22 protein-coding genes are annotated in these 25,946 nt (G+C 63.7%); 11 read left to right on the top strand and 11 right to left on the bottom strand.

The genetic code is table 11. From position 1 onward, the window contains the following. Position 1: 1 nt before the first annotated feature. The gene (locus ACZXDY_RS25140) at positions 2-1,204 is read right to left on the bottom strand and encodes an HlyD family secretion protein (protein ID WP_464347333.1); all 1,203 of its coding nucleotides are present in this window, start codon (positions 1,202-1,204) and stop codon (positions 2-4) included. A gap of 257 nt (positions 1,205-1,461) precedes the next feature. Between ACZXDY_RS25140 and ACZXDY_RS25135 the strand changes: the two genes are divergently transcribed. Together ACZXDY_RS25135 and ACZXDY_RS25130 are read left to right on the top strand one after the other, a co-directional pair. After that, complete coding sequence (locus ACZXDY_RS25135) at positions 1,462-2,049, top strand: TetR/AcrR family transcriptional regulator (protein ID WP_464347332.1); 588 nt, start codon at positions 1,462-1,464, stop codon at positions 2,047-2,049. 107 nt (positions 2,050-2,156) lie between these two features. After that, positions 2,157-2,516 (top strand): hypothetical protein, encoded by a 360-nt coding sequence (locus ACZXDY_RS25130; RefSeq protein WP_028165689.1) that lies wholly within the window; start codon positions 2,157-2,159, stop codon positions 2,514-2,516. Between the two features lie 80 nt (positions 2,517-2,596). Here ACZXDY_RS25130 and ACZXDY_RS25125 read toward each other — a convergent pair whose 3' ends face one another. The 3 genes from ACZXDY_RS25125 to ACZXDY_RS25115 form a co-directional block, all read right to left on the bottom strand. Continuing rightward, entirely contained in the window at positions 2,597-3,355 is a 759-nt protein-coding gene (locus ACZXDY_RS25125) for an SDR family NAD(P)-dependent oxidoreductase (RefSeq protein WP_464347331.1), read from the bottom strand. 225 nt (positions 3,356-3,580) lie between these two features. Beyond that, positions 3,581-4,861, bottom strand: a complete 1,281-nt coding sequence (locus ACZXDY_RS25120; protein WP_028165687.1) for a SulP family inorganic anion transporter — start codon at positions 4,859-4,861, stop codon at positions 3,581-3,583. A 222-nt stretch (positions 4,862-5,083) separates the two neighbouring features. Continuing rightward, positions 5,084-5,905, bottom strand: coding sequence for a CHAD domain-containing protein (locus ACZXDY_RS25115; RefSeq protein WP_464347330.1), 822 nt, complete (start codon positions 5,903-5,905; stop codon positions 5,084-5,086). Positions 5,906-6,337: 432 nt separating this feature from the next. On the opposite strand from ACZXDY_RS25115, the gene ACZXDY_RS25110 reads away from it, so the two are divergent. Continuing rightward, positions 6,338-7,072 carry a hypothetical protein gene (locus ACZXDY_RS25110; RefSeq protein WP_464347329.1) on the top strand — a complete coding sequence of 245 codons (735 nt, stop codon included), beginning with the start codon at positions 6,338-6,340 and terminating at the stop codon, positions 7,070-7,072. A 494-nt stretch (positions 7,073-7,566) separates the two neighbouring features. Here ACZXDY_RS25110 and ACZXDY_RS25105 read toward each other — a convergent pair whose 3' ends face one another. Both ACZXDY_RS25105 and ACZXDY_RS25100 read right to left on the bottom strand, forming a co-directional pair. Then, complete coding sequence (locus tag ACZXDY_RS25105; RefSeq protein WP_464347328.1) at positions 7,567-8,802, bottom strand: c-type cytochrome; 1,236 nt, start codon at positions 8,800-8,802, stop codon at positions 7,567-7,569. A 516-nt stretch (positions 8,803-9,318) separates the two neighbouring features. Next, on the bottom strand, positions 9,319-10,872 hold the full coding sequence (locus ACZXDY_RS25100) for an ABC transporter substrate-binding protein (RefSeq protein WP_464347327.1): 1,554 nt from the start codon (positions 10,870-10,872) through the stop codon (positions 9,319-9,321). A gap of 176 nt (positions 10,873-11,048) precedes the next feature. On the opposite strand from ACZXDY_RS25100, the gene ACZXDY_RS25095 reads away from it, so the two are divergent. After that, positions 11,049-11,948: an aldose 1-epimerase family protein gene (locus ACZXDY_RS25095; protein WP_464347326.1), complete on the top strand. Its 900-nt coding sequence runs from the start codon at positions 11,049-11,051 to the stop codon at positions 11,946-11,948. 35 nt (positions 11,949-11,983) lie between these two features. Here ACZXDY_RS25095 and ACZXDY_RS25090 read toward each other — a convergent pair whose 3' ends face one another. Next, positions 11,984-13,621 carry a Spy/CpxP family protein refolding chaperone gene (locus tag ACZXDY_RS25090; RefSeq protein WP_464347325.1) on the bottom strand — a complete coding sequence of 546 codons (1,638 nt, stop codon included), beginning with the start codon at positions 13,619-13,621 and terminating at the stop codon, positions 11,984-11,986. A gap of 570 nt (positions 13,622-14,191) precedes the next feature. Here ACZXDY_RS25090 and ACZXDY_RS25085 point away from each other — a divergent pair. Further along, a complete protein-coding gene (locus ACZXDY_RS25085) occupies positions 14,192-15,469 on the top strand; it encodes a complex I NDUFA9 subunit family protein (RefSeq protein WP_464347324.1) in 1,278 nt (425 codons plus the stop codon). A 75-nt stretch (positions 15,470-15,544) separates the two neighbouring features. Here the strand turns inward: ACZXDY_RS25085 and ACZXDY_RS25080 are convergent, their stop codons facing one another. Further along, positions 15,545-16,279: an SDR family NAD(P)-dependent oxidoreductase gene (locus ACZXDY_RS25080; protein WP_464347323.1), complete on the bottom strand. Its 735-nt coding sequence runs from the start codon at positions 16,277-16,279 to the stop codon at positions 15,545-15,547. A 96-nt stretch (positions 16,280-16,375) separates the two neighbouring features. Then, a complete protein-coding gene (locus ACZXDY_RS25075) occupies positions 16,376-16,606 on the bottom strand; it encodes a hypothetical protein (protein WP_155255220.1) in 231 nt (76 codons plus the stop codon). 242 nt (positions 16,607-16,848) lie between these two features. Between ACZXDY_RS25075 and ACZXDY_RS25070 the strand changes: the two genes are divergently transcribed. The 5 genes from ACZXDY_RS25070 (at position 16,849) to pucL (ending at position 20,629) form a co-directional block, all read left to right on the top strand. Beyond that, entirely contained in the window at positions 16,849-17,151 is a 303-nt protein-coding gene (locus ACZXDY_RS25070) for a hypothetical protein (RefSeq protein ID WP_464347322.1), read from the top strand. Between the two features lie 107 nt (positions 17,152-17,258). Further along, a complete protein-coding gene (locus ACZXDY_RS25065) occupies positions 17,259-17,672 on the top strand; it encodes a DUF3830 family protein (protein ID WP_027579045.1) in 414 nt (137 codons plus the stop codon). Further along, positions 17,672-18,607, top strand: a complete 936-nt coding sequence (puuE, locus tag ACZXDY_RS25060) for an allantoinase PuuE (protein WP_464347321.1) — start codon at positions 17,672-17,674, stop codon at positions 18,605-18,607. The genes ACZXDY_RS25065 and puuE overlap by 1 nt, the downstream gene beginning before the upstream one ends. Before the next feature lie 4 nt (positions 18,608-18,611). Then, a complete protein-coding gene (gene uraD, locus ACZXDY_RS25055) occupies positions 18,612-19,496 on the top strand; it encodes a 2-oxo-4-hydroxy-4-carboxy-5-ureidoimidazoline decarboxylase (protein ID WP_464347320.1) in 885 nt (294 codons plus the stop codon). 290 nt (positions 19,497-19,786) lie between these two features. Beyond that, complete coding sequence (pucL, locus tag ACZXDY_RS25050) at positions 19,787-20,629, top strand: factor-independent urate hydroxylase (protein WP_464347319.1); 843 nt, start codon at positions 19,787-19,789, stop codon at positions 20,627-20,629. Positions 20,630-20,754: 125 nt separating this feature from the next. On the opposite strand, the gene ACZXDY_RS25045 is transcribed toward pucL, so the two are convergent. Both ACZXDY_RS25045 and ACZXDY_RS25040 read right to left on the bottom strand, forming a co-directional pair. Continuing rightward, positions 20,755-23,481 carry a molybdopterin-dependent oxidoreductase gene (locus tag ACZXDY_RS25045; RefSeq protein ID WP_464347318.1) on the bottom strand — a complete coding sequence of 909 codons (2,727 nt, stop codon included), beginning with the start codon at positions 23,479-23,481 and terminating at the stop codon, positions 20,755-20,757. Then, positions 23,478-24,299, bottom strand: coding sequence for an FAD binding domain-containing protein (locus ACZXDY_RS25040; RefSeq protein WP_464347317.1), 822 nt, complete (start codon positions 24,297-24,299; stop codon positions 23,478-23,480). Before ACZXDY_RS25040 ends, ACZXDY_RS25045 begins: the two co-directional genes overlap by 4 nt. Positions 24,300-24,451: 152 nt before the next feature. Here ACZXDY_RS25040 and ACZXDY_RS25035 point away from each other — a divergent pair, with 152 nt between their 5' ends. Beyond that, complete coding sequence (locus ACZXDY_RS25035; protein ID WP_028164382.1) at positions 24,452-25,801, top strand: 8-oxoguanine deaminase; 1,350 nt, start codon at positions 24,452-24,454, stop codon at positions 25,799-25,801. Positions 25,802-25,946 lie beyond the last annotated feature (145 nt).

Raw genomic sequence — 25,946 nt, 5'->3', positions numbered from 1 at the left:
GTCACCTCTGGGCAATCGAAGTCGTTGGCTTCGGCGTTGCGACCGGCTGCTGCAGGGCGTCGCCGTGCGACTGTGTATCGATCGTCGGGATCACCGACATGCCGGGGCGCAATTCGACGGGCGTGGAGTCGAGCAGGATTTTCACGGGGATGCGCTGCACCACCTTGGTGAAATTGCCGGTGGCGTTGTCCGGCGGCAGTAATGCGAACTCCTGGCCGCTGGCCGGCGCGAGTGAATCGACGTGGCCGTGCACGACCTCGCCCGGGAACATGTCGACGGAAATGTCCGCCTTCTGTCCCTTGCGGACGTCGGTGAGCTGGGTCTCCTTGAAGTTCGCCACCACATAGGCGCCGGTCGCCGGCACCAGCGACATCAATTGCGTGCCGGCCTGCACGAACTGACCGACGCGCAGCGTGCGGTTGCCGACTACGCCGTCGATCGGCGCTGTGATCGTGGTGTAGCCGAGGTTCAGCTCGGCCTGTTGTTCGATGGCCTCGGCGCGCGCGGTCGCCGCCACCGCCTGCGTGATCTCCGCCTTCAGCAGTTCGACCTGCTTTCGCGCCGAAGCGAGGTTGGCGATGTCGCGCTGGACGGCGGCTTGCGCGCTGGCGTGGCGCGATTGCGCCTGTTGCGCGTTCTGCACGCTGCCATAGCCTGTTGTGGCGAGGTCGGTGTAGCGCTTGTTCTCCTGCGCGGCGAAGGTCTGCGTCGCGGTGTCGACGTCGAGCGTCGCCTTCGCGGCCTCGATCACCGCCTGCTGGACGTCGAGCTGCGCATGCTTGCTGGCAACGGCGGCCCGGGCGGCTTCGACATCGGCTTTGGCCTGGTTCAGCGCCACCTTGAAATCACGCTCGTCGATCCGCGCCAGCACCTGGCCGGCCTTCACGCGCTCATTGTCGCCGACCAGCACCGCGCTGAGATAGCCCGACACCTTCGGCGCGATCGTGGTGTTGTCGGCTTTGACATAGGCGTCATCGGTGGAGACGAGGAAGCGGCCGACGGTCCAGTAGTCCCAGCCGTACCAGGCGGCGCCCGACAGCGCGGCGACGGCGATGCCCGCGAAAGCGATCCGCCGCAGCCTGCCCTTGATCGATGCCGAGGCAACCGGGGCGGGGACGACCGGCTCCGGCGTCGGCGCGAGCCGCTGCACTTCGGCGACCGAGAGCGGGCGTTCGACCTCTAGCGTCGGGGAATGCTGGTTCATGACGGCCCTCCTGACTTTCTATCCCCTTGCCAGGACTGGATAATTTCAGATCACGGGCACGGGACAATTAGGAAACTTGATGTTTTCCAAAATAGGCGCCATATTGGGTCTGTCAATGGAATGACAGGCGTCATCTTAAAGCATGGCTCAATGGCATGACGGTCACGACAAGACAGGGCAGAGCGGACAAAGGCGCTGCGGCACCCGAGCGTCGCAGCCGGGGCAGGCCGCCGCTGCGTTCCGATGACGAGACGCGGATGGTGATCTTTGATGCCGCGCGGCGGGAATTCGCCGCCAGCGGCTTCGCGGCGACCAGCATGGATGACGTGGCGCGCCGCGCCGGCGTTTCGACGAAGACGCTCTACCGGCTCGTTTCCGGCAAGCAGGCCCTGTTCGAGGGGATGGTCGCGGACCGGATGGACCGGTTCATTTCGGGCGTGCGGCTGCGCGCCTGCGACGGCAGCAACATCAAAGGTGCGTTACGCGAGGCCTGTCTTGCCTGCGCCGAACTGATCCTGGATGGCGAGGTGATCGCGTTGCAGCGCCTGATCCTCGCCGACAGCGACAAATTCCCCGATATAGCGGAGAGTTTCTACAAGAGTGCGATGCGGCGAACGGTGACTACGCTGGCAAACTGGTTGCGGACGCAACAGCAGCGCAGCCTGATCGCGCTTCGGGAGATCGATCCGGAGGCGGCGGCCGGCATGCTGCTTGGCATGATCGTCTTCGCGCCGCAGCGCGCCGTATTGTTCGGCCGTGAAGCACCGCCCGACCGTGCCGAACTCGAGCGCCGCGCTGAGGCCTGCGCGACTCTGTTCCTCGAAGGCTGTGCCGTCCAGCGCTGACCTGCCTGTCCTGTGGAGAGCTGTCCCAATCGGGTCCATAAATGGAACTTTGTGCCGAGTTCCCAGTTTGTCAAAGTTGGGGACGGGCATCTTGTCACGGCACGGACATGGCTCGCAAAAATTTGGTTCGGACGTCAATCCTGACAATTCTGCTCGTCGTTCCAGCGGGAGCCTCGATGGCCCGCGATGACGGGCGCTATTCCAACTCGCCACTCAAACCCTGGTTCGATAGCCTGAAGAGCAAACTCGGCCCTTGCTGCTCGGACGCCGACGGCGTCGCGGTGGCCGATCCGGATTGGGAGTCCAAGGATGGGCATTACCGGGTCCGTCTGGAGGGACAATGGATCATGGTGCCGGATGAGGCCGTGATCACCGAGCCGAACCGCGCTGGCCGGACCATGGTCTGGCCGATGAAGGGCACCACAGGAATCACGATCCGCTGCTTCATGCCGGGAAGCATGACGTAGAGGTCTTGTGCGGCCGTAGCCCGGGTGGAGCGAACGCGTAACCCGGGACGCCTGCATAGGCATCGTAGAGTTACACACCGCTAAAACGACTCCGCCCAGGGGCGGAGGTCGAGCTCAAGGGTCCAGGCGCTGCGGTGCTGATGGTGCAGCACCCAATAGGCCTCGGCGATGGCGGCGATGTTGAGCAGGCCGTCCGGCCCGCGCTCCTCCTTCAATTGCGGCCGCAGGCTCATGAGCCGATCGCCCTCAATGCCGCCGTCGATCACGACATGGCCGACATGGATGCCCTGGGGTCCGAATTCCCGCGCGATGCTCTGCGCCATCGCGCGCAGCGCAGCCTTGGCGGCGGCAAACGGCGCGAAATGGGCCTTGCCGCGCAGCGAGCCGCTCGCTCCCGTGAACACCAGCGTGCCGCCGCCGCGCGACAGCAGCGCGGGGATTGCCGCCTGCGCCAGGTGAAAACCGCCGAGCGCATGCTCGCGCCAATGCGACTCGAACTGCTCTTCGCTTATCTTCAGGAAGGGCGCCCACCGGTTCGAGCCGGCATTGTGGACCGCCATCGCAAGCGGCGCGAGCTTTTGCGCCGCCTCGACGAAGCGCGCGACATCGCCGGGCTTGGAGACATCGCCGACGACATGGGCAACCTTGGCGCCGGCGGCCGCAAGCTCCGCGGCGGTCGCCGCGAGCTTCTCGGCATTGCGGCCTGCGATTGCGACCGGGTACCCGCCCGCCGCGAACCGGCGAGCGATCGCCGCGCCCACCCCCTGGGACGCGCCGACGCCCGCGATCAGCACGCTGCCCTGCGGCGCCGTCGGTTCGAGAATGGATGGGCTGGCCATGATATGTTCCCCTGGCTTTGAATGACGGGCATAATACAAGAGGGGCTGATATAGGGGGACGTCCGGTCGATGCGAAGTCCCACCGCCGATTATCTTTTTGGCATGCGCTTGGGCTGATTGCCCGTCATTGCGAGGAGCGAAGCGACGAAGCAATCCATGCCGCAACAAGCGGAGAGGTGGATTGCTTCGCTTCGCTCGCAATGACGGGGAGTTCGGAACCGCGCTCTACGCGTCCTCCGGCTTCTGCGGATTTCCGAGCCGCGCGAAGACGACGGCGAGGATACATCCGGCGACGATGCCGAAGGTGAGATCCTTGAAGATCGTCAGTGCGAAGGTCGGCACCAGCACCACGCCGCTGCGCCAGTCCTTCACCAGGCGGACGAACTCCTCCTTCTCCGCCATGTACCAGCACACCACGACCAGCACGCCGGCAAGGGCCGCGAGCGGGATGTAGCGCGCCAGGGGCGCGGCAACGAGCATGAACAGCAGCAGATAAACGGAATGCAGCATCCCGGAGAGCGGGCTGCGGCCGCCGGCGCGGATATTGGTTGCCGTGCGCGCGATGGTGCCGGTGACGCTGATGCCGCCGAACAAGGCGGAGGCGATGTTGGCAATGCCTTGTGCGACTAGCTCCATGTTGGAACGGTGCCTGCGACCGGTCATGCTGTCGGCGACTTTTGCCGACAGCAGGCTCTCGACGCCGCCGAGCAACGTGAACGAGAACGCCGCCGGCAAGACCTTCAGCAGAAGGTCGTAGGAGATATCAGGCACCTGCGGCGCCGGCAGGCTGTGGGGGATTTCACCGAAACGGGTGCCGATGGTCTCGACCGGCAGTTGCAGCACCAGCGCCACGACCGAGGCGATCGCAATGGCGATCAGCATTCCCGGCCAGGTCGGCCGCCACTGCCGCACCGCGAAGATGATCGCCGCCGTCCCGGCACCAACGCCGAGTGCGGCCCAATTCAGGGTCGGAAGCGCACGGCCAAGCACAATCAGCTTTGCGAGCAGGGGCCCCGGCTCGGGACCGGCGAGCGTCAGTCCGAACAGGTCCGTGATCTGGCTCGCAAAAATGGTCACCGCGATTCCGCAGGTGAAGCCGACGGTCACGGGATGCGGCATGTAACGGATCAGCGAGCCGAGACCGGTCGCGCCGACCAGGGTCAGCATCACGCCGGACACCAGCACGGTAAGCAACAGGCCGTTGACGCCCAGCTGAGCGACGGTCGCCGCCACCAGCACGATGAAAGCGCCTGCCGGTCCGCCGATCTGAAACCGGCTTCCGCCGAGCGCCGAAACCAGAAAACCGCCGACGATGGCGGTGAAAAGCCCCCGTTCTGGGGTCACGCCGGAGGCCACCGCGATCGCCATCGAGAGCGGCAGCGCGACTACGGCCACGGTGAGGCCCGCAACGGCATCCTGGCGGAGTTTGTCGAGGCTGTAGCCCTCGCCCAGGGCGGTCATGAGCTTGGGGCGATAGAGATGGGCCGTCGAAGAACCGTCGGGCATGGTGTCAACCAGGAGAAATGCGAGTTTCTTGAATGCAAACTAGCCGAATCGAGCAGGGCAAGAAAATGCGCTCGATCAACAATCCTGCCCGGACAAATACGGGGTTGACCGCAGAATCCCGTCCAGAGCGTTTTCGAGCGACGTGGATACCGGTTCGCGTGAAGAACACGCGTCAAAACTAGAATCTAGAGCTTCGGTTTTGATTCAATCAGAACCGAAACTTTAGGTTGCAATCCTCCGGTATGCGACCGCAGCGCGCCGCAGCAGCCGCTGTTTTTGCTTCTTGTCCAGCAGTTCGAGCGGTTTTCGCTGGCGGCCCGCAGGGCTCGTCCTGATGCGCTGTTGCAGGCCTGCCACGAGCGCCCGCGCAGCCTCGGCGTCGTGCAGTTCGCCGAGAATCTGCTGCGCCTTGCGTAGCTGCTTTACGATCGCGCGCCACCGGGCGAAGTCCTTCTTCGCCAACACGTCTTCGGAGAACTCGATCGCATAGCGCAGCCGTTTGCTGGCCAGGCGAACGCGGTGCTGCTTGCGCCCGCTCATTCCCTGCAGGCCGCGGCTCTTCTTGACGAGCTTTTCATGCCAGCCGGCGAGCCGGCGCGCGTGGTACTCGGAGGCCGGCGATGCGCGGAGCCGCACCAGGCGGTGCTCGCTCATATGAGACCATGGGCCATGGTTGACCCAATCGACCATATCCTTGAACCAGCGGCGATAGCGATCTGATGCCAGCGCCCGTCTCAACTGGCGCTGGCTCTCGGCCCGGGCTGTCCTGAACAGCCGTTCGCGGGGAGCGTTCCCGATCGCGACATCAAGGTCGCGCGTGGCGCCAAGATATCCGTTAAGCCATTTCAATTCGGACTTCAGGCGCGGCCATTCGGAATCCTGCACCATGGGCTCAAAGAAAGCGATCGCCGCGCGAAAACGGGTCAGCGCCACACGCGTCTGATGCACGGCGACGGTATCGCCGTTGCGGGCGCCGCGATGGTGAGCCTTGACATCTTGGAGGCAGGCGGAACCCACGAGATGAAACACGGTCGCGCAGGGCATCTCTCCGCTCAGCCGTGCACGGGTCCTCTTGGGGCGGAAAATACGCTCCTTCGCGGACCTTTCCGATCGCTTCATAAGTGGCTCACGTCCCGGATGAGGACCCGCGAATCCTCGTCCGGCGGTTCCTGCCTCGATCAAATGGTTTTTGACGGCAGGCTGTCAAATAGACATTGCGCCAGATCAAGCAGCAATGCGTCGCACCTGCGAACAGTGTCGCGCGGTGCGTTAGCCGCCTGCATCACATTGGCGCGAGACGACACAAACATCCGGAACGACGACGTGTCTTTGGGTATCTTCAAACTTCAGGATGTCTTTCCGCAAAGTTCTGAGATGGCTCACGGTCCGAAGAAGTACCTCGAAACTTCAACAAGGCTCGAAGTATGACAGTCTCACTGTCAGTTTTTTCGCCGGATTTCTGAAGCGCAGAAGCATATGATGGCGGTCCTGCAAGTAGTCTGCTGTTGCCGTACCAACATGCAGAGATTTACGCCGATGCCGGCTCATCCCGTCGAGTACAACCTTTTCCAGTTGAACTTTCATTGCTTCAACTCTGTGCGGGCAATCTCTCTGACCCGCCCAATGCGTGCCAACCACAAGACGTCGAAAAAATGGGGCAGAAAAAATGGAGGAAGCAATATGACGCAGACCACTGTGACAAAAGTTGCCATTGCGATCCCGGCCTTCGCCTGTGCGGCGCTGCTTTCATTCAACTGGTCTGAACAGCGCGGCGTGACGCTGTCGGTTGAGAGCGCCCAGGCACGGGTCGGCCGCCCGTTGACGCCCGTGAGCGCTGCGGGTGTTGCGCGTCGGCAAACGCGCCGGGCCGCATACGGTGCTGGTATTGCAGGCGCCGCGGCGGTCGGAACGGCTGCGGCAGTCGGAACGGCTGCGGCGGTCGGTGCCACCTCACCCTCCTGGGGATGGGGAGGCGGCCCTTACTACACAGGGGCAGGCTACTATGGAGGTGGCCCCTACTATTCAGGCGCTTACGGTGCCCCGTACTCTGCGCGTCCGATGTACCGGAACGCATTTGCGGGTCCGTATCCGGTCGGCTGGCAGGGCGGTATGAGCAGCCAAGACCGCGACCTGTATTTCCGAAATCTACGCGACTCCGGATATGATAAGAAGAAGGACTTCAACGCGACCGGTAACATCGTGAATCAATAGCATCTGGTCTCTCGTCGTCCATCTTCGTCTTGCCTTCACCTCAGGCTGGGATGACAGCCCCTTGGGGTGAGGCAAGGGTGGTTGAGGGTGTGGCGGCCGCTGTGCGCGTTGAGCGCTGTTTATAGACGCAGCGAGAGAGGCGGTTATTTGGAGCCGCCTCTCTACGGACCAACCGCCATTGATCTTTCATCCGAGAATCGACCAGCGCTCCCGAAGCTGAGACAACACTCGAACAGCTCTTTCACACCTACCGGGCAGGACCTGAGTCAACGGCGTATGCGTGGCAAGGACGCGGTTCGCAGGTGTGTGCGATGGCAGGGTGGTGTTTAGTCATCGCCGCGTTTGCTCATGTCGGTTATGATTCTCGAAGGCTGCCAACTCATCATTGGAATATGGCGTCGCCGACCGCGATGGGGCTGAACAGCGGAAATCCGGCAGAGCGATGATTTGCAGGCGTTCATCGTACTGTAATCTCCACATATCCTATCAAGCATCTATCTCTTTGTCGCGCGCTCGAGAAATTGCACCAGTGCGGCGCGGTCCTGGGCCGAGCCAATGCGCTGCTCGGGCATCTTGGTGCCGGGGGTGTAGGCCGAAGGTCCGATCTCGAACAATCTGGAAACCGTCTCCGGCGTCCAGACAATATCGAGGCGCTTGAGCGCTTCGGAAAAATTATAGCCCGGCACGGTTGCGATCCGTCGGCCGAAGATGCCGGACAGGGTTGGGCCCGCCCTGTTGGCTTGCTCGCCGCCAAGGGTATGGCAGGCGACACAGGCACGAAACACCTCCGCACCATGGTCGCCGGCATAGGCGGCCAGCGGATCTCCCGTCGTCTCCAGGAGAAGTGGATCGATGGGATCTCCCGTCACCACGTTCCAGCGGCGGATGATGTTGTCGGCGCCACCGGTGAGCAGGGTGCGGCTGTCCGGCATAAACGCGACCGACCAGACCGGCAGCTCGGGACCGGCCAGTTTGCGCGCCAGAGTGCGCGCCTTGCGATCGATCACTGCGACCGATCCGCCAACGCTCGCGGCAGCCATCAGCGCGCCGTCCGGCGAGATCGCAATCGAGGTCACCGGTCTCGGGCCGGCTGCGATCTCACCTGCAGCCGCGCCGGCTCCCGTCAGAAAATATAGCTTACCATCAGCGCCGCCGGTCGCGATTTCGCCATTGCTGCCGATTGCCACAGCGTTGAGCGGGCTCGGCATTGCAACAACGGTCGGCGTCTCGCCGGCGAACGGCCAGATGCGCACGCTCTGATCGTAGCTCACGCTGACCACTGTGCGACCGTCCGGAGCGAATGCAACGCCATTGACGTTCTGAGTTTGCCCTTCGAGCACACGCGCCGCACCGCCCGCGAGCGGCCACAACCGAACCGTATGATCCCACGACGCGGAAGCCAGTGTTGTGCCGTCGGGCGATAGCGCGAGCGCGGCGATCGGCGCCGTATGGCCTTCCAAAACGGAATCGGGCTCCGCCTTGCCGAGACTCCAGATTGCAATGCGCCCGTCGGCGCCTGCGGTCACGGTGCGCCCGTCCCCCAGCAGCACGACTGCATTGACGGCGTCGGCATGGAACCGCAGCACCTGTTCGGCCGCGTTGCGAGTCAGCGACCAGCGGATTGCGGTTGAATCGAAGCTTCCTGAGATCGCGGTTTGTCCGTCAGACGAAATCGCCAATGCGCGCACCGGCCCGCCATGGCCGCGCAACTGCGCGCAAGCGGTAGTCATCCCCAGAGGCAGAATCACCAACAAGGCACCACACGCCAAAAACGCAGGGGCGCATTTCGCGAGGTGGAGCATTCGCAGCAATCGTTTCCTCCATTCGCATCGCCCTTGGTGCGCGCCCGTCGGTCACGCGCCAGACCCTTTGACGACCGCAGGGGTCAAAAACTCACACCGTCGCATACCCGCTTCCAAGCAAAGGCACTTTAGCCCCTCGATTGGAGCTTCGGGAAGAGGCCGAGGGGCATGAACATACGCCGTTCACTTGCGCCCGCTGTCCGGTCCGGGTCATTCGCGCGAGATAGCAGCCAGCCCGGCCATGTCCGCTGTGCCGCCGAAAGCGGAAGTAAATTCAGGCCATTAGCGGCGTCGCCATAGGCTATTGCGGGTTGGCTCTTTCCCACGATCGGACAGTGTGAATACGCGAAGATGCCCCCGACCCAGCTAGCCTTCCCCCGCAAGCGGGAGAGGGAGCACAGTATCCATCGCGGACGCGATTTGACATGATATCATTCGAGATCGCTATTTTTCGATCCAGGCGTCGCGAAAGCCGTCATTGACGCCGATCGCTGTCGTGATGAGGTTTTTCACCTTGCAGCGCGTGATGGTCGGAAACTGCAATTCCAGCATCCAGGCAACCGGCGCGTCCTCGACCAGGATCTTCTGCGCCTTCTCGTAGATCTCCTTGCGCTTGGAGTCGGGCGTTGCGATCGCGCCTTCGGCGAACAGCTTGTCGATCTCGGGGTTCGAGTACCCCTCGACATTGTTGAACATCTGGCCCTTGGCGATGGCGCTGGAGACGTAGTTGCGGCCGACGCCGAGCGCCGGATCGCCGTACTGATAGAGATAGGTGAAGGCGATGTCGTAGTCCCAATCGCTGATCTTCTGGTTGCCGCCGGGCACGTCGGTCGCGATCATCTCGATGTTCATGCCGACGTCCTGCAGGTTCTGCTTCACGGCTTCGCCCCAGCGTTGCCAGGTCTCGCCATAGGCAAGCGGCAGCAGGCGGACCTTCTCGCCATTGTAGCCGGCTTCCTTGAGCAGCGCCTTGGCCTTGGCCGGGTTGAAGTCGTATTTCGGCACGTCGTCGGTGTAGAACTTGACGGCCGAGGACGACGGGCCGGTCGCGACCTTGCCGAGCCCGTTCCAGATCACGTCCTTGGCGAAGTTGCGGTCGATCGCATACAGGATCGCCTGACGCACCTTCTTGTTCGCGGTCGGACCCTGGCGGTTGTTGAGCCACAGCCAGGCGAGCGGGCTGAAGAACTCCCAGCCGGCGCCGGTCACGCAGGTGTCCTTGAGCTTCGACAGGCGCGGCACGTCGAAATTCTCCACGGAGCCGCCGGGCAATACGTCGACCTTTCCGGTCTCATACGCCACCGAACGCGCCGCGGCGTCGGGAATGATTTGCCAATAGATCTCATCGAGATAGGGCTTGCCCTTCTCGTGGTAGTTTGGGTTCTTCACGAGACGAATGTACGAGCCCTTCTTCCATTCCTTGAACATGAAAGGACCGGTGCCAACAGGCGCATTGTTGTAAGCGTTGGTCTTGAAGTCGGTGCCCGCATAAAGATGCTTCGGGATCATCGGCATCGAGCCGACCTCGAAAATGCCGAGGAACGGTCCGAACGGTTCCTTGAGCGTGAACACCACGGTGAGGTCGTCGGGCGCCTCGACCTTCTCCACCTGCAACAGATTGTTGCGGGCGCGCGCATGGGTCTGTTTCAACATGTCGATCGAGAACAGCACGTCGGCCGAGGTGAACGGCTTGCCGTCATGCCAGGTCACATCAGGCTTGAGCTTGAAGGTGTAGACCTTGGCGTCCGGGCTGACCGTCCAGCTTTCCGCGAGGCCGGGCAGCGGCTCCAGCTTCGGGCTGTAGCGCAATAACCCCTCGAAGATATTGCCTGACACCATCTGGGTCGGGCCGTTCTGGATCATCGCCAGCATCAGGCCGGGCGGTTCAGGCTGGATCACGGTGTTGATCACGCCGCCCATCCTTGGCGATTCCTGCGCCATCGCGGTACCGACGCTAGCGGTGGTAAGGAGGAAGGCAAACAACAGCCGTTTGAACATGACCTGACTTTCTTGGAACGAGCTGTGCTCGCATCGGAACAGCCGCAAATTCGCTTCCGAACAGCGGCTTTCCGGGGAGGCTCACATAACCGCGATTGTCGCGGCAAGATGAAAGTCTCGACATCGTCAGCCCAAAAAATATACAGGGATTGGCGCGCTTTCCCGCGAGGTCAGACATGAGCACGGACACCCACATCATCCGCAGCGACGCGATTACCGCGACGATCAAGGCCGCCGGCGCCGAGCTTTGTTCGCTGAAGAGTGCGGACGGGCTCGAGCTGTTGTGGCAGGCCGGGCCGGAATGGCCGCGACATGCGCCGCTGTTGTTTCCCATTGTCGGGCGGCTGAAGAACGACGAGCTGCGCCACCGGGGAAAGACCTACCCCATGACGCAGCACGGTTTTGCGCGCGATCAGCGGTTTGAATGGGTCTCGCGTGAGGACGCGTCCTGCAAGCTGGTGCTCGTGGACAATGATGCGACCCGCGCCGGCTATCCCTTCGCCTTCCGCCTGGAGGTGACGTACGCGGCACGGGGCGCCGATCTGGAGGTGACGTTCGAGATCGCCAACCCCGGCAACGAGACGCTGCCGGCGTCGCTCGGCGGACACCCCGCGTTCGGCTGGCCCCTGCTTCCGGGCCTTGCGAAGCAAGCCTACACGCTGACCTTCCCGGATGACGAGCCCGCGCCGATCCGCCGGCTCGAGGGCGGTCTGATGCGGCCGGACGCGCAGCCATCCCCGGTCAAAGGCGGAACGCTCGCACTCTCCGAGGGGCTGTTCGACGATGACGCTGTGATCCTCGACCAGCTCGCCAGCACCTCGGTGCGCTATGCCGCCGATCGTGGGCCGTCGATCGAAGTTGCGTGGGACGGCTTCCGCGAACTCGGCATCTGGTCAAAGCCCGGCGGCGTGCCGTTCCTGTGCATCGAGCCGTGGCACGGCTATGCCAGCCCGGTGGATTTTGACGGTGAGTTCACAGGCAAGCCCGGCCTGATGCAGATCGCGCCCGGTGCGAGCCGATCGCTGAGCTATCGCATCCGTCTCGCTGGGTCGCGTACCCATAAACCCTCGGCGTGACGCGGACGAAGGCTACGTCCGCGAGGCGCGGAGACTTATCCTAGGCGACCCCACCGCGTGTCGTCCGCCGACGCCCGCCCGCGGACGTGTCGGCGCCCGCCAGCCTGCTGCGGACCAATCGCGTCGAAGGCCGCTTTCTGCTCGTCGGTTAGCGATCCATAGAAGTCATCCATCGCCTTGCGCACGGTCTTCACCGCCTGCAGCATCGTGTCGAGCCGCTGGCCGACGGCTATGAGGCGTGCCGGCGGCGTCAGCGCGTCCTCCGGCCGGATCTGACACGATGCCTTCAGCGTGTCCGCGGCCTGGGCAGCGGCGCCCTGAAGCGCGTCAAGATATCGGCGCTGCTGGTCGGTCGGCCTGACCGATTGCTCGATTGTGGCGGTCGGCCACTCGCTCAGCGTCGGTTGCGTCACATCGCAGGCTGGTCCAGCCGGGCCGGCTCTCGCCGCGGTCCGGCCCGGACGCTGGCGCGTAATGGAAAGTGCGTTGATCTGCGCCTTCTGCTCATCGCTCAGGAGGCCGTAGAACTTATCGAGCGGCCCTTGCACGGTCTGCACCGCGACGATCATCGCCTCGATGCGCTGCTGCATCGCAGCAAGCCGGCTTGGGGCCGTGAGCGCAACGTCGGTGGGGCAGGAGGCCTTGAGGCCTGCAGCGGCCTTTTCCGAAGCGTTGGCGAGTTCGTCGAGCGCGGCGCGCTGTGCCTCGTTCGGCTGGATTGCATTCTGGAATGCCTCGATCGGCAGCCCAGCGATCACGCGGCTATCGTCGCCGCACATTTGCGCGAGATTGGTCCGGCCGTTCGACGGCGCATAGGCATAGGTGTCGAGGTTGCCTCCGCGCCGGTTGGCATGGCCCGGCAGGTAGCCCGCATAGCCCATCAGGTCGTCGTAGCCGTAAAGGCCGAAGATGCCGGCATAGAGGTCCGGGTAGCCATAGCCCCAGAACGCATCATCATAGGGATAGCCCCAGAAAGCGTAATCATAAATGTCATAGAAAGCGAACGGCCAGAACAAGGGGCCGACCCACCCAAAACCGCCATTGCGGTGGCGCCACCACGACCAGTTGCCACCATGCCACGCCGCCGTGGCCACGCTCGCGGTGATGAACGCGCGGGTGCGCGGATCGCGTAGCGCGCCGGTGTTGTTCAGCGCCCGGTTGATCGGGCGCGCGTTCAGTGAACGCCGCACGGCGTTGGCGTTCCGCGCCACGTTGACGGGCCTCGCCCTTAGCGCCGAGGCGCCGACCGCTGCGGTTCTGTTGTGCGGCGCGAACGATCGCTGGCTGAACGAACGGCCGCCATGGAAGCTCGGCCGCGCAAACGAACGGCCTACCCGCGGGGCAAAATGAGGTCTTGCGGCGAATCCACGGCCGCCACCGAAGTGTCTTCCGCCGATGTGGAAGCCGCCACCACGAAAGCCTCCCCCATGGAAGCCGCCGCCACGAAAGCCGCCACCGCCGTGGAAGCCGCCACCACGAAAGCCGCCACCGCCGTGAAAGCCGCCGCCACGAAAGCCGCCGCCGCCGTGAAAGCCACCACCGCCGTGAAAGCCACCGCCGCCGTGGCCACCACCGCCTCTGGCATATGCCGCGACCGACAGGACCATCGCGCAAGCCAGCACGGCAGCGCATGCGGTGAACTTTGACCTGAATTTCAACATGGAAGTCGTCATGACCTTCCTCCCACGCAACCAAGGTTCGCTCATCGGCTCCCAACTGGTTCTATCAGCGATGCGACCGAACTGCGAACCTCCTTGATTGCGACATTGAGCGGAAAAGCGGGCCACCAACGACTGCAGCCCCTTTTTGGCCTTCGGGTCAAAATCACCACCAATGGCGATGATGCCGCCAGCCATGGTGGCGGCCCCGATACCAGCCGTAGTGGTGGCCGCGACCGCCGTGATGGCCCCACCCATGCCCATGCCCATGGCCGCCTCTGACCTGAATCACTGCCCCATCGGCGCCGCCCAGCGTATAAGGCGTTGCCGCGGGCATAGCCGACCCCGGCATCGTTGGCGCGAGCCCAAAGGCACAGCAGGCAAGTCCGATCATCAGAAGCCGCTTCATTTGGTGCCTCGTCCGTCGTGGCAAAATGCTCCTGCAGATTATCAGCTCCGTTTTTGCAATGTTGACTGAACGGTGCATTCATAGACCCTTCAGAATTGTTGCGCCCGATTTGTAGAACTCGGCGGCTTCATGGGAACTTTGGGTGGCGAGCGCGGCCGCCGGAAGGAGAGTGCGCAATGCTGAAACACTTGCTCATTGAGGTCATTGGTCACGCTTCCGGTCTCAGCGATGCGCAGCTTGAGCAAATTGAACAGTCATTGCCAGCGACCAGGGCGCTGATCGATCTTTTCAACAAGGCACATCCGATCATCGAACAGGCACAAGCGCTCTATAGTGAAGCGCAGCCGCTGATCGATGAAGCCAGGATCGAGTGGCAAGCGGTCGGCCCTGCAGCGCAAATATTGATTGAGGTGATCTCACATCATCTCAACAAAGGCAGTTCGCCGGCGCAGGCCGCTGAGGTGGTGCGCGCGGCGCTCGGCGGGTCAATGAAGAGCGTCGCACAGGATCGTGGGATGGGCCAGGCCATGAACCGCGTGACCGTGTTCGGGGGGACGGGCTTTGTTGGTCGTCGCGTCGTGCGGCATTTGAGCGACTCCGCCGTTACAGTGCGCATAGCCTCACGGCATCCTGCGCGGACCGAAGGTGACAACGTGGAGCAGATCGTCGCCGATGCACATGACGAGCGCTCCATAGAGGCTGCAATTGCGGGTGCCGACGGCGTCATCAACGCGATCAGCCTGTACCTCGAGCATGGAGGCGACACATATCATTCGGTGCACGTCGAAGCGGCCGCCAGGATCGCTAATGCGGCACGGCGGGCCGGAACCAAACGGTTTGTGCACCTATCGGGAATAGGCGCCGACACCGCCTCGCGCTCGCCCTATATTCGTAGTCGCGGTGAGGGTGAGGCGGCCGTGCAAGCCGCATTCCCTGGCGCAGTCGTTATCCGCCCGGCGGTCATGTTCGCACCGGACGACACCTTTCTCACCACAATTCTTGGGCTGCTTCGGACGTTGCCGGCTTATCCGCTATTCGGCGACGGCAGGACGAGGCTTCAGCCGGTGCACGTGGACGACGTCGCCGCGGCGATCGCACAAGTCCTGCGGCAACCACAAAGACCGTATCCTATCTACGAACTGGCCGGTCCGCGCATTTACTCGTACGAGGAGCTCTTGCGGACCATTGCGCGCACCGCAGGATTGCGACCGGCGCTGGTGCGCATACCCTTTGCTTTCTGGCATGCCGTCGCCGGCCTCGGTGAGATCCTGCCGCACCCGCCGCTCACGCGCAATCAGGTTGAGCTCATGCAGATCGACACGACAGCTTCGGGCAGCCGGCCAGGATTTGCCGCGCTCGGAATTTCGCCGCGATCGCTCGAAGAACAGCTCAAAGCGATGCTCAAGCCTACAAACGAGGAAATTCAAAACGCAAAAGAGGCGCGTACCAGGTAGAGGCTAAGGGACTTCGCTACGATCTCGATCCTGCCGTCGCAGTACCTGGTTGGCTGCCGCTCATGGGTCTACGACCTAGTTGAACGCCATACCGCCGCTCATGGCGACGGTCTGGCCGGTCATGTAGGCGTTGCCGATCAGCATCATCACGGCCTGCGCGACTTCGTCGGCGGTGCCGAAACGGCCGAGCGGAATCCGGCCGACCAGAGTTGGCTGGCCCTTCATCATGTCGGTTTCGATCAGCGAGGGCGCGACCGCGTTGACGGTGATGCCTTCCCTGACGAGGCGTGCGGCATAGCCGCGCGTCAATCCCTCGACGCCGGCCTTCGATGCATTGTAGTGCGGCCCGATCGCGCCGGCGCCGCGTGCCGCTCCCGAGGAGATGTTGACGATGCGGCCCCATTGCTTGGCGCGCATCGCCGGCAGCACCGCCTGCGTGCACAGGAACACCGATTTCAGGTTCACCGCGATGGTGGAATCGAAATCGGCTTCGGTGAGATCGTCGACCCCGCGCGTGATTGCGATGCCGGCATTGTTGACGAGGATGTCGATCGGGCCGAGCTCGGCCCTGGCGCGCTGCACGAGCTCCGCAACCGCTGCGGCCTGTGAGACGTCCGCGCCGATCGCGATCGCCTTTCCTCCCGCGGCCGTGATCTCTTTCGCCAGCGCATCCGCGTCGCCCGCGCGCTCGCGATAATTGATCGCCACAGCCGCGCCCTGGTCGGCCAGCGCGCGCACGATCGCGGCACCGATGCCGCGCGAACCTCCGGTCACGAGCGCCACATGACCGCGCAATGTCGCTGTCGTCATCATTCTCTCCCGTCTGAAGGTTGCGAGGTCATGTTACACGAAAAGGCCGACCGCGATGTCCGCGGCCGGCCTTCGTTGCGTTCAGCCTCGATCGGCTCAGCGGCCGGCGGGTGCCGACCAGCCGCCAGTGAAGACGCTCGGCGGGTAGTCGTACATCTCAGGGGACGGAGCAGACCAGGCTGCATAGGAATTGCAGGGACACGGCTGCTGGCGCACCACGACGCGGTCCGACTTCTTGTAGTGATGCCGCTGCTGCGCTGCCGCAGCGAACTGTACGGATGACGCAATAATCAAAACTGACCCAAAGATGGTGAGGAATGTCTTCATGTGGTTCTCCCGGCTTTATTACGCTTCGTCTGCGAGGCCTGTGCGGCTCGCACCTCAGCGCTAAAGAGGGAGATAGCGATGTGCGCTGACGGTTAGTACGGTTGCGTCCATCACGAAGCGGCGAGCAAATTTCTTGGTCACGGCTAAATATTCAGCAGGTATTACAGGCGGTTCGCGCTATCATGGGACTGCCGGTGCCGGTCCGGTTCAATTAGGCAAATGATTCCCAACGAGTGAGGTAGATGAAGAAGTTTTTACCAGTGTTGCTGTTGCTCGCCGCGCCAGTCTCCTCGCTGGCCGTGGCGCAGACCCAACTGGCGCCGAAGGAGACCAAAGGTGCGACAAAAGGCGCGGTCGCGCGGGCGGACGATTGCGCTCCGATCGGCCGCACTGCGAAAGGCGAACTGGTCTACTCCTTGAAATGCGAGAACCTGCCGGCGCCGCCGGCACCGCCGCCGCAGGCCGAGGCCAAGGAGGCGCCGCCGCCCGAGCCTGAGACGCAGCGCAGCGGCCTGTTCGGCTGGTCGTACGATCGGAGAAACTAGGCCAACGCTCCCTCTGGAATGGTCCTTGCTTCCGATGCCCCGCTGCAATGCGGTAGCAAGAGGCGGTTCCCAGCTACACAACAGCAGAGATCCAAGAGAAGAGATCAATGAGCAAACTGATTGTCCATGCCGGTGACTTCAAATTCGACGCGCGCTTTGAGGAGGCGCTGGCGCCGAAGACGGTTGCAGCGTTTCGCAAGGCGATGCCGTTCGAGAGCCAGGCGATCCATGTCCGCTGGAGCGGCGAGGGGGTCTGGATGCCGCTCGGCGATCTCGACTTTGGCGTCTCCTATGAGAACCACACCAGCTATCCGGCGCCCGGCCAGATCATCCTCTATCCCGGCGGCATCAGCGAAACCGAGATCCTGCTGGCCTATGGCGGCGTGCATTTCGCAAGCAAGATGGGCCAGCTCGCCGGCAACCATTTCATCACGCTGACGTCGGGGCTCGAGAACCTCGTCACCTTCGGCAAGACCGTGCTCTGGAAGGGCGCGCAGAAGATTCGTTTCGAGGAAGTTTAGTGACCGAAGCATATCCGCGCGATCTTCGCGGCTATGGCCGCAACCCGCCCGATCCGAAATGGCCGGGCAATGCCCGCATCGCCGTGCAGTTCGTGGTGAATTTCGAAGAGGGCGGCGAGAACAACATCCTGCATGGCGACAGCGCCTCGGAAGCGTTTTTGTCGGATGTGCTCGGCGCGCAGCCCTGGCCGGGCCAGCGCCATGCCAACATCGAATCGATGTTCGAATATGGCTCGCGCGCCGGTTTCTGGCGGCTCTGGCGTATGTTCGGCGAACGCAAATTGCCGACCACCGTGTTTGGCGTCGCGATGGCATTGAAGCGCAATCTCGAGATCGTTTCCGCGATGAAGGAGGCGGGCTGGGACATCGCGAGCCACAGTCTTAGATGGGTCGAGCACAAGGACATGTCGGAGAGCGAGGAGCGCGCCGAGATCGCGGAAGCGATCCGCGTGCACACCGAGGCGACGGGCGCGCGGCCGCTCGGCTGGTACACCGGGCGGTCCTCGATCAATACGCTCCGGCTCTTGATGGAGGCGGGCGGCCTCGCTTACCTCTGCGATTCCTATGCCGACGATCTCCCTTACTGGATCAAGGCGGCGGGCTTGGAGCCGCATCTGGTGATCCCGTACACCCTCGATGCCAACGACATGCGCTTCGTCAACCCGCAGGGCTTTGGCGGCGGCGATCAGTTCTTCAACTATCTGAAGGACAGTTTTGATGTGCTCTATGCCGAAGGTGAGACGTCGCCGAAGATGATGTCAATCGGCCTGCATTGCCGCCTGGTCGGCCGCCCCGGCCGCGCGGCGGCCTTGATGCGCTTCCTCGACTACGTCGGAAAGCACGACCGCGTCTGGGTGCCGACCCGGCTGCAGATCGCTGAGCATTGGTACGCCCATCACAAGCAGTTCGCCGAACATGCCTTCAGCATCGGATAGGCGGATGTCGATCACAATCGCCGATCTCAACAACAAGAGCCGCGACGAATTTGTCGCAGCGCTTGCCAACATCTTCGAGCATTCGCCGTGGATCGCCGAAGAAGTGGCGTTGCTGCGGCCGTTCGCCGGCATCAACGTGTTGTTCACGGCGATGAAGGCCGCGGTGGAGCGCGCACCGGCTGAGCTACGGCTCGGGCTGATCAAGGCGCATCCCGATCTCGCCGACAAGACCCAGCGCGCCGCGGGCCTCACCGCCGAATCCGATGCCGAGCAGAACAGCGCCGGCCTCGACCGGTTGTCGGATGCTGAATATGACGCGTTCGAGCGCGTCAACAACGCCTATCGCGCGAAGTTCGGATTCCCCTACATCGTCTCTGTCCGCCGCCATACCAGGGATTCGATCCTGCGCGATTTCGAGCGGCGGCTGCCGAACGACGTGCCGGCCGAGATGCAGCGATCGATCGAGGAGATCTGCCGCATCGCCGCGCTCCGGCTCGATCAGCTCGTGACGGCCGAGGATCGGCTCGCCGTACATGGCCGCCTGTCCACGCATGTGCTCGATACCCACAGCGGCAAGCCCGCAGCCGGCATCGCGGTCGAATTGATCGAGCTGTCCGATCTCGGCCCAAGCCGCGTGGTGACGCGCACGGTGACCAACGCCGACGGCCGCACCGATCAGCCGCTGATCGGCGGCCGTCCGGTGCCGATTGGGAAATACGAGCTCCTGTTCAGCGTCGCCGATTATTTCGCCGGCCGGCAAGTGCCGCTCTCCGATCCACCCTTCCTCGACCGCATCCCGCTTCGCTTTGCCGTGAGCGAGCCCGAAGGCCATCTCCACGTCCCGCTCCTGGTCACGCCCTGGAGCTATGCGACGTATCGCGGCAGTTGACGTCGCCCCTCATGGTGAGGAGCGCGCAGCGCGTCTCGAACCATGAGGCCCTGATCTCTCCCGCGGCCATCCTTCGAGACGACCGCTGCGCGGTCTCCTCAGGATGAGGACCTGGACACGTGGCGCCGCTGCTGAAAGCTACGGCAAGGACGGCGCAGATTGTGGCAACGATCGCGGGTCACACCAACTCACGTTGCCGTGCCTGCAGCTTGCCCGGTGGCACAAACGTTGCTCATTATTACGCTGACAGGGCGATCGCGCCCGCAAAACTTACTGGTGGAGGCTTTGACGTGCCGCTGATCAACAACCGCTACGGCAAGGGCCGCGTCCGGGTGATGCGCATTCATCGCGATGGCGACAGGCACGAGGTCAGCCAGCTCAACATCAAGGCGATGCTCGAGGGCGATTTCGCCCGCACCTATACGCACGCGGACAATTCCAACACGGTGTCGACCGACACCATCAAGAACGTCGTCAACGTCGTCGCCCGCGAGAATACCGGGCTCTCGGCGGAAGAATTCTGCCAGGTCCTGGCGCAGAAATATTTCGACACCTATCCGCAGGTGTCGTCGGTATCCATCACCTCGCACGAGACCAGGTGGAACAGGCTGAGCTTCGGTGGCAAGCCGCATCCGCACAGTTTCGTGCTCGACGGCAACGGCAAGCCGACCGTCGAACTCACTGCGACGCGCGGCGGACCGTTGGCGCTCGCCTCAGGCGTCGATGGCTTCGCCTTCATGAAGGCGACCCAGTCGGGCTGGGAGAATTACGTCAAGGACCCCTACACCACGCTTGCCGAGACCCACGACCGCATCTGCGCGACCAGCATGGTCGCGTCATGGAAGTGGTCTGGCAAGCCCGCGAGCTATCCGGCGACGAACGCGAAGATCCTCGACACGCTGCTGGAGGTGTTCTCGACCACCTATAGCTGGAGTGTGCAGGACAGCCTCTACCGGATGGGCGAGGCGGCGCTCGCGGCGGTGCCGGAGATTTCCGAGATCAGCATGGCCTGCCCGAACATGCATTTCATCCCGATGAATCTCTCCGCGTTCGGGCTCGACAACAACAACCAGGTGGTCCTGCCGACTGACGAGCCGCACGGCCAGATCGAGTGCACGGTGGGGCGGGGGTAGGGGCTCTCTCCCGTAGGGTGGGCAAAGCGACTCACTTGCCGCGACCCGTCCACGAGCGTCGGCGTAAGCGTGCCCACCATCGCGAGCGGTGCGCGTGATGGTGGGCACGCTACGCTTTGCCCACCCTACGCGGCGCCATACTTCTCATGCAGCGCCGGAAACAAACGGTCCGGCTTGAAGGGCGCGCTGGTGAAGCGGATGCCGGTGGCGTTGGCGATGGCGTTGCCGAGTGCGGCGGCGACGGGGTTGTATGGACTCTCGCTCATCGACTTCGCGCCCATCGGCCCAACCGCATCCGACGTCTCCGCAAAGAATACTTCCGTGCGCGGCACGTCGGCATAAGAGGGCAAATGATAGTCACGGAACCTCGGATTGATCACCCGTCCGCCGTCGTCGATCACGAGCTCTTCGTAAAGTGTGGCGCCCAGCGCTTGCGCGACGCCGCCTTCGATCTGGCCGCGGCATTGCATCGGGTTGGCGACGCGGCCGGCGTCGGCCGCCTGCACGCTCTTCAAGATCCTGACTTCGCCGGTGCCCTTGTTCACGGCGACGCGAAAGCCCTGCACGTTGAAGGCGACCGAGCGCGGCGTGCCATGCGCGCTGCCGCTGGCTTCCAGCATGCTGCCACGCGCTTTCGCGGCTTTTGCGAGGTCGGCAAAGGATAGGCGCCGCTTGCCGCAGACAACCGTTTCATTGTCCAGCAGGCATGAGCCAGCGTCGCCTTCAGTCATCTCGGCCGCGAACGCCTTGATCGCGGCCGCGAGATTTTCGGCTGCATGCTGCGTCGCGCGCCCGGCGACGAAGATGCCGGCGCTGCCATAGGCGCCGGTGTCGTGGCCGCCATGCGCGGTGTCGGATTGCTTCAGGACGATGCGATCGACCGTCGTCGCCAGCGCGCTGGCCGCGATCTGGCGATGCACCGTGCTGGTGCCGTTGCCGAACTCGGCGGTGCCGACCGTCAGCTCGAAGCCACCATCCTCGCGTAGCGCGATTTTGGAATCGGAGAGGTGCCCGGCCGGCGGGACGGTGTCGATCATCGTCAGCGCCATGCCGTCGCCGACCAGCCACTCCGCCGACAATCCATATCGCGGCGTGTCCTCGGCCATCGCGCGCTCGACCAGGTCGAGGCACTGATCGAGGCCATACGAGCCATAGAGCACGTCATGATATTCGGACGGCGGCGGCGACAGCATGGGATCGCCGGGCTTGACGACGTTGCGGCGGCGGAAGTCGAACGGGTTGATGCCGAGCTGTTTTGCCAGTTCGTCGATCGCCGCTTCCACGGCGAACAGGCTTTGCGGCAGGCCGTAGCCGCGGAAGGCGCCGGCCGGCAGCGTGTTGGTGTAGGCGACGGCGGCGTCGACCTTCTTGTTCGGGCAGTTGTAGACGCTGATGCATTCGGCGACCGCATGGAACAGCACCGGCCCTGCATGGTTACCGTAGGCGCCGGTGTTGGAGAGCACATCGAGCTGCAGTGCGGTCAGCTTGCCGTCCTTGTCGGCGCCGGCCCTGACCGTGACGCGCATCGGATGCCGCGTCGAGGTGCCGATGAACTGCTCCTCGCGGGTGAATTCCAGCTTGACCGGGCGTCCGGTCTTGAGCGCGGCGAGCGCAAGGATGTCCTCGACGAACATCTCCTGCTTGCCGCCGAAGCCGCCACCGACGCGTTCGCAGAACACCCTGATCTTATCGGGCGGCAGAGCGAAGATCTGCGACAGCCCGCGCCGTGTCAGGAACGGCACCTGCGTGCTGGAGCGGACATTGAGGATGCCCTCAGTGTCGATCCAGGCGAGCCCGCCATGGGTCTCCAGCGCGGCATGCTGGACGCGCTGGGTCGTGAACGTCCCCTCATAGGTGACGGCGGCCTCGGCGAGGCCCTTCGCAACGTCGCCATATTCGCCATGCGTCTCCGCGACGAGGTTGCGCGTGGGGTTGGTGATGCGATGTTCGACTGTCTTGTCGCCATGGAGGACCGGAGCCCCCGGCGCAATCGCCTGCGCCGGATCGAACACCGCGGGCAGCAGCTCGTAGTCGACCTTGAGGCAGCGGCAGCCTTCTTCCGCCGCGGCCTCGGTCTCCGCCACGACGGCGGCGACCTTCTGGCCGATGAAGCGGACGACGTCGTCGAGGACGCGGGTGTCCTCGGGGTCCATCCAGTCCTTCTCATGCCGCGCGGTCGAGAACAGAAGCTTTGGCGCATCCTCATGGGTCAGCACGGCGTGCACGCCGGGCACCGCGAGCGCCGCGCTCTTGTCGATCCTGACGATCTTCGCGTGCGGATGCGGCGAGCGCAGCAGCTTGACGTGCAGCAGGCCTTCCAACTTGGTATCGAACGTATAGCGCGCCGCTCCGCGCACCACGAGCGGTCCGGCCGGCGCCGGAAGGCTACGGCCGAAAGCCGTGCCGGCGTCCGCGTCCTCTATGTTTGTCTTGCCGTCGAGCGCGTCCTCGATCGAGCGATAGCCGGTGCAGCGGCAGATATTGCCTTTGAGCGAGGCGCCGAGGTCCTGCCGCTGCGCCTGGTTCAGCGACGCGCAGGTCAGGATCATGCCGGCGGTGCAGAAACCGCACTGGAATCCCTGCGCGTCGAGGAAGGCCTGCTGCAGCGGATGGGTGCCGCCGTCAGGCGCAAATCCTTCGATGGTGGTGACCGCATGCCCTTCGGCGCGGAACGCCGGGATCAGGCAGCTATGCACCGGCTCGCCGTCGAGCAGCACGGTGCAGGCGCCGCAATCGCCGGCGTCGCAGCCTTTCTTGACGCCGAAGTGCCCGAGGTCGCGCAGGAAGGTGCGCAGGCATTGTCCGGTCCGCGGCGTTTCCGAGAATATCTTGCCGTTGATGTCGAAGGTCATGGCTGCGCCCTGAGTTCAGCGCGGATCTCTTCCGCGAGCCGCAGCGTCATGTGCTTGCGCCAGATCGGTTTGCCGTGGATGTCGGTGTGATACAGATTGTCCGGGATGCGCTGCAGGATCGTCTCGCGCAATTCCTCCTGCTCCGGGATGGTGGCAAAGGAAAGCCTGATCGGCCGTATCGTCGAGGCGGTCACAGTCAGCGCAAAGCCATCCTCGCTGTCGATGCTTCCGATCAGGAGCGCCGCCGAGCGGCCGACCGGCGTCAGTGAGATCTGGCGAAACGCCGACCGTCGCCGCAGCGCTGCGAGCGGAATATCGATCTGCCGCAGCAGGTCGCCGGGCAGCAGCAGGTTCTGCTGATTGCCGGTGACGAACTCCATGACGGGAGTCTTCCGCTCGCCGCCATCGGCCTGCCAGATCGTGGCGATGCCGTCGAGTGCCGACGTCAGCGAGATCATCGGGCCCGCCGGCAGCGACATGCAGATATTGCCGCCGACGGTCGCGGTCTTCCAGATCTTGAAGGAGGCGAGGAACGAGCGGCAGCACTGGTTGATCAGCGGTGCGGCGATCCAGTCCGGCGGGCCGGCAAAGCCGTCGAGCTGCGCCACGGTGCAGGTGGCGGCGATGGTGAAGTCGCTGTTGCCGATCGTCAGCGCCGGCCATTTCAGGTCGGTGAGATCGATCAGCCGCCTTAAGTGCGCCTGCGGCTCCGAGAACAGCCACGTGCCGCCCGCCAGCCAAGCATCGCCTGCTGTCCAAACAGGCAGTTGCGCCCGGGATTTCGGATGGGCGACTTCCGCAATCGTGTTCAAGTCCATCGATACGCCGACGCTTTCAACAGGATGCATCCTAGCTTAAGAGTCTTGCTCACTTAAGAAGCCTTGCAAGACCGGCGCCAATCGTTGGCCACAATTGGGACGGTCCTTGCATTGAAGCCAAATGCCGGTGCTTCTCGATAGATGGTGGGATCATGGACCAAACGCAGCCGACCTGGATCAAGGATCCGCTATCCATCTTAGCCGAAGGCGCCGAACGCGGCGTCGTGGTTCAGGGTGGCAAGATCGTCGAATTGGTCGGCCGCGGCAAGGAGCCGACCGCCATTTCGCCGCTGGTGTTCGACGCAGGCGAACACGTTGTCCTGCCGGGATTGATCAATACTCATCATCACTTCTACCAGACGCTCACGAGGGCACTTCCGGCCGCACTCGATCGCGAGCTGTTCCCCTGGCTCAAGGCGCTTTATCCGGTGTGGGCGAAGCTGACGCCGGAATCGCTTCAGCTCGGTGTTACCGTTGCAATGTCGGAACTGCTGCTGTCGGGCTGCACCACGACGACCGATCACCACTATGTGTTTCCCGCCGGGCTCGAGGAAGCCGTCGATATCGAGGTGGCCGTCGCAAAACGGCTCGGCTTGCGCGTGCTGCTGACGCGCGGCTCGATGAATCTGTCGGTGCGCGACGGCGGCCTGCCGCCCGATAGCGTCGTGCAGGATGAGGATATTATTCTGGCCGACAGCGCGCGCGTGGTCGCAAAGCATCACGAACGCGGCGAGGATGCGATGGTGCAGATCGCGCTCGCGCCATGCTCGCCGTTCTCGGTGACGACCTCGCTAATGCAGAAGACCGCAGAGCTCGCCGACAAGCTCGATGTGCGCCTGCACACTCATCTCGCCGAGACCGAGGACGAGAACCGGTTCTGTGAACAGATGCATCGCTGCCGGCCGCTCGATTATCTCGAGCAATGCGGCTGGCTCAATAGGCGCACCTGGCTCGCACACGGCATCCACTTCAACGCCGGCGAAATGAAGCGACTGAGCAAGGCGGGGACCAGCATCAGCCATTGCGCCTGCAGCAATCAGGTGCTGGCGTCAGGCTGCTGCCCGGTCTGCGAGATGGAGGAGGCCGGCGTCGGAATTGGCCTTGGCGTCGACGGCTCGGCTTCCAACGACGGCTCCAATCTGATGCAGGAGGTGCGCGCGGCCTTCCTGGTGCAGCGGGCGCGCTATGGTGTCGATCGCGTCAGCCACAAGGACGCGCTGCGCTGGGCCACCAAAGGCTCCGCCGCCTGCGTCGGCCGTCCTGAGCTTGGTGAGATCGCCGTCGGCAAGGCCGCCGATCTCGCTCTGTTCAAGCTCGACGAACTCCGCTTCTCCGGCCATGGCGACCCGCTCGCCGCGCTGGTGCTGTGCGGCGCGCACCGCGCCGACCGCGTGATGGTCGGTGGCAACTGGGCTGTGATCGACGGCGCCATCCCCGGTCTCGATGTCACCGACCTGATCCGCCGCCACACCGCCGCCGCCCACGCGATGCAGGCAGGTTGAGATCGCAGTCGGCTCTCTCCGTCATTCCGGGGCGCGCGAAGCTCGTCCTTCGGACGCCCCGGAATGATAGGGGGACGCATTCGCGCAATCCTCTCCTCCGTCATGGCCGGGCTTGACCCGGCCATCCACGTCTCTCCCGTGCACG

It is taken from the genome of Bradyrhizobium sp. LeoB3, from assembly GCF_055456055.1.
The sequence above is the reverse complement of the archived record's forward strand: the minus strand, read 5'-3'. Positions and strand labels throughout refer to the sequence as shown.